The organism is Tianweitania sp. (genome assembly GCF_032053605.1).
Classification (GTDB): domain Bacteria; phylum Pseudomonadota; class Alphaproteobacteria; order Rhizobiales; family Rhizobiaceae; genus Tianweitania.
Genome location: NZ_DAMBUH010000169.1, coordinates 1 through 4,549 on the forward strand (window position 1 = coordinate 1; position 4,549 = coordinate 4,549).

Genomic DNA, 4,549 nt, shown 5'->3' on the forward strand with positions numbered 1-4,549 from the left:
AGACCATCAAGAACGGCAAGGCCCACGCAGAACAGCTGCTGACCGAAGACGGCGGCGGCACGGCCTGTGCCCAGCGCATCTCGCATCTCATGGATGAGGTGATCCGTGCGCTGTATGATTTTGCCGCGACCCACATTTATCCGCGCATCAATCCATCGTCAGGCGAGCGCATGACGCTGGTGGCCGTCGGCGGCTATGGGCGCGGAACGCTGGCGCCAGGCTCCGACATCGACCTTCTGTTCCTGCTGCCCTACAAGCAAACACCCTGGGGCGAGCAGATCGCCGAATATATCCTCTACGTGCTGTGGGATCTCGGCCTGAAGGTCGGGCACGCCACGCGCACCGTGGATGAATGTATCAGGCTGTCGCGCAGCGACATGACGATCCGCACCGCGATCCTGGAAGCGCGCTTTATCTGGGGCGAGGAGCCGCTTTATGACGAGCTGATGGAGCGCTTCGACCGCGAGGTGGTGAAGGATACCGGGCCGGAATTTATTGCCGCCAAGCTCGGCGAGCGTGATGAGCGCCACCGCAAATGGTTCGAAACGCGCTACCTCGTGGAGCCCAACGTCAAGGACGGCAAGGGCGGGTTGCGTGACCTCCATACGCTGTTCTGGATCGCCAAATATTTCTACCGCGTGCGGACCGGCGAGGAGCTGGTGCGCAAGGGTGTGTTCACGCGCCAGGAATATCGCGCCTTCACCAAGGCAGAAGACTTCCTGTGGGCAGTGCGCTGTCACCTGCATTTCCTGACGAAGAAGCCCGAAGAGCGGCTGTATTTCGACGTGCAGCGCGATATCGCAGAGCGGCTTGGTTATGTCGCGCATCCCGGCCTGTCGGCCGTCGAGCGCTTCATGAAGCATTACTTCCTGATGGCGAAGACGGTGGGCGATCTTACCCGCATCTTCTGTTCGGCGCTGGAAGAAGAGCAGGACAAGCATGTCGAAGGCTTCAACCGCCTGTTCCAGAGCTTTTCACGCCGCCGCCGCAAGCTGCCCGGCACCAGCGATTTCGTGATCGACAACAACCGCATCACGATCGCGCGGGATGATGTCTTCGAAAAGGATCCGGTGAACCTGATCCGGCTGTTCTGGTTCGCCGACCGGCATGGGCTGGAATATCACGCGGATGCGCTGCGGCTCGTCACGCGCTCGCTGCAGCTTGTCGACCGCACGCTGCGACGTGACAAGCAAGCCAACCGCCTGTTCCTCGATCTCCTGACCTCACATCGCAATCCCGAGCTCAACCTCCTGCGGATGAATGAGGCGGGGTTGCTCGGCAAGTTCATCCCGGACTTCGGCAAGATCGTCGCGATGATGCAGTTCAACATGTATCATCATTATACGGTGGATGAGCATCTGCTGCATTGCGTCGGCGTTCTTTCGGCTATCGAGCAGGGCCGCGAGGCCGCTATCCATCCGATGACCACCAAGCTCACGCCGGGCATGAAGGCGCAGCGCGAGCTGCTCTACGTCGCCGTTCTGCTGCATGACATCGCCAAGGGCCGCCCCGAGGATCATTCGGAAGCGGGCGCGAAGATTGCGCGGCGGCTTTGCCCCAGCATGGGGTTCTCGGCGAATGACACGGAAACGATCGCCTGGCTGATCGAGAACCATCTCGTGATGTCGATGACCGCGCAAACGCGCGACCTCAACGACCGCAAAACGATCGAGGATTTCGCCGCCGTGGTGCAATCGGTGGAGCGGCTGAAGCTGCTTGCGGTGTTGACCGTCTGCGATATTCGCGGCGTTGGGCCCGGCGTGTTCAACGGCTGGAAGGGTCAGCTGCTGCGCACGCTTTATTATGAAACCGAGCTGCTGTTGACTGGCGGTTTCTCCGATGCCTCGCGCGGCGACCGCGCAACGGCAGCGCGGGTTGCCCTCACTCGGGCGCTTAGCGAGTGGTCGGAGGAGGAGCGCACGCGCCTCGTCGGGCTGCATTACGACAACTACCTGCTGACCGTCGATCTGGTGGACCAGATCCGCCATGCCGGCTTCATCCGCGAAGTCGATCAGACAGGCCGGCGCCTTGCCACGATGGTCAACCCGCGCCCGGTTGAAGGCGTGACCGAGATCACCGTGCTGGCGCCCGATCATCCGCGCTTGTTGTCCGTCATCGCCGGCGCCTGTGCGGGTGCTGGCGCCAACATCGTGGATGCGCAGATCTTCACCACCGTGGATGGCCGCGCGCTGGATACGATCCTGATCACCAGGGAGTTCGACCTGGATCAGGACGAAGAACGCCGCGCGCGGCGCGTCGGCACGCTGATCGAGGATGTTCTTTCGGGCAAAAGCTGGCTGCCGGACATGATCGAAAAGCGCACCAAGCCCAAGCGCGGGCAAAAGGTGTTCCGCATCACGCCGCATGCATCCCTACGCAACACGCTGAGCAACCGCTTTTCGGTGATCGAGGTCGAAGGTCTGGATCGCCCGGGCCTTCTGTCGGAAATCACCGGTGCGCTGTCGGATCTCTCGCTCGACATCGCCTCCGCCCATATCACCACTTTCGGCGAGAAGGTGATCGACACCTTCTATGTCACCGATCTCACCGGCCAGAAGATCGAGAACCCGACCCGCATGGAGATGATCCTGACGCGGCTGCGCGAAGTTCTCGAAAACGGAACACGGCCCGCTACCCCACGTAACGCTGTTTCCGAGAAAGCCTGACATGATCGCCCATTTCATCGGAGCGGCCGCATGAGCCTTGCCAAGAAACTCGCGACGGTCGCATCCGGCACGCTGATGAGCCGTGTGCTCGGCTTCACGCGTGAAATGCTGATGGCGGCATCGCTTGGCACGGGGCCGGTGGCAGACGCCTTCTACGCCGCCTTCCAGTTTCCCAACACGTTCCGCCGTTTGTTTGCCGAAGGCGCGTTCAACGCCGCTTTCGTGCCGCTGTTCGCCAAGGAGATCGAGCAGAACGGCCTCGATGGCGCCCGGCGCTTTTCGGAGGAAGTGTTCGGCGTCTTATTCACCGTGCTTCTCGTCGTGACGATCGCTATGGAGCTCGCGATGCCCGTGCTGATCGCCACGATCGTGGCGCCGGGCTTTGCCGACGATCCCGCCCAGTTTGCGCTGACGAAGTCGCTGGCGATCATCATGTTCCCTTATCTCGCCTGCATGTCGCTGGCGGCGATGATGGCGGGCATGCTGAACTCGCTGCGCCGCTATTTCGCGGCGGCCGTCGCGCCCGTTTTCCTCAATGTGATTCTGATCGCGGTGCTGGCTGCCGGCTGGCAGCAGGGCTGGGATGCGACGGCGATCGGTTACGGCCTGTCCTGGGGCGTGCTGGCCGCGGGCATGGTGCAACTCGCCATCGTCTGGATTGCCGCGCGCATGGCCGGCATCAAGCTCGGCTTCACGCGGCCGAAGATGACGCCGAACGTCAAGCGTCTGCTGGTGCTCGCTTTGCCCGCTGCCGTCACCGGCGGCATCACGCAGATCAACCAGCTGATCGGCACCGCGATCGCCTCGACGCAGAACAGCGCCGTATCGAGCCTGGCGCTGGCCGACCGCGTCTATCAGCTGCCGCTCGGCGTCGTCGGCATCGCGGTGGCCATCGTGCTCCTGCCGGAACTGGCGCGCGCGCTGAAGGCTGGCGACATGGCCGAGGCAACCAGCCTGCAGAACCGTTCCGTCGAGTTCAGCCTGTTTCTGACCCTGCCAGCGGCTGCCGGCCTGTTCGTTCTGGCCGAGCCGGTGGTGCGGGTGCTCTATGAACGTGGGCAATTTGCCGCCAATGGCTCGACCCCGCTGGTTGCCGCTGTGCTTGCGATCTTTGCGCTGGGCCTGCCGGCCTTCGTGCTCATCAAGGCCTTCACGCCCGGCTATTTCGCTCGCGAAGACACGCGCACGCCGATGATCTTTGCGACCTTGTCGGTTGCCCTCAACATCGCAATCGCACTGCTTCTCTTCCCGCGCATCGGTGCACCGGGCATTGCGACGGCGTCTGCTGCCGCCGGCTGGCTGAATGCCGCCATGCTGCTTGCCGTCCTCCTGCGACGCGGCCATTGGCAGAGCGATCGCGGTCTGGTCAAACGCCTGCCGCGCCTTTTTATTGCCACGCTCATCATGGGCGCGGCCTTGTGGTACGGCCTCCAATGGTTTGCGCCGCAGCTTGCCTCGGACTCCGCCTTCATCGATCAGGTCTGGGCGCTTGGGCTGCTGGTGATCGGCGGGGCCGCGGTCTACATCCTCGCCGCTTTCGGCCTTGGTGGGGCCGACCTTGGCATTATCCGCCGCAGCGTACGGCGCAAGGCATAATCTCCGGTCTTTCAACAAAGGTCGTCGTCGTAGAATTCTAGCCTAACCTTTCGTCGGTTAGGAGCACATGATTCCTGTTGCCGCTCGTTGGGAAGGCTTACTTAAAGCCTATCCCGAACGATCATTGAGCGGAACAACCATGTCCTCCACCACCTATGTCGCGCCGGCGCCGGCCGCCCGCGCTCCACTTGGCACGCCGGGTCTGGTTGCCCTTGCGGTGCTGGCCATCGGCACGCTTGTGCTCGGGTCGATCTACGGCGCCCGCCATGGCGCGCTGTTCCTTGTCG

The 4,549-nt window shown here is 62.8% G+C and carries 2 protein-coding genes; both read left to right on the forward strand.

Annotated elements, in window-relative coordinates; translation table 11 throughout:
- Nucleotides 1-2,666 (forward strand): [protein-PII] uridylyltransferase (locus RTX98_RS20020; RefSeq protein WP_312798632.1); only part of this gene is annotated, 2,666 nt, incomplete at its 5' end.
- A gap of 30 nt (nucleotides 2,667-2,696) precedes the next feature.
- Nucleotides 2,697-4,262: a murein biosynthesis integral membrane protein MurJ gene (gene murJ, locus RTX98_RS20025; RefSeq protein WP_312798633.1), complete on the forward strand. Its 1,566-nt coding sequence runs from the start codon at nucleotides 2,697-2,699 to the stop codon at nucleotides 4,260-4,262.
- The last annotated feature ends 287 nt before the right edge of the window (nucleotides 4,263-4,549 follow it).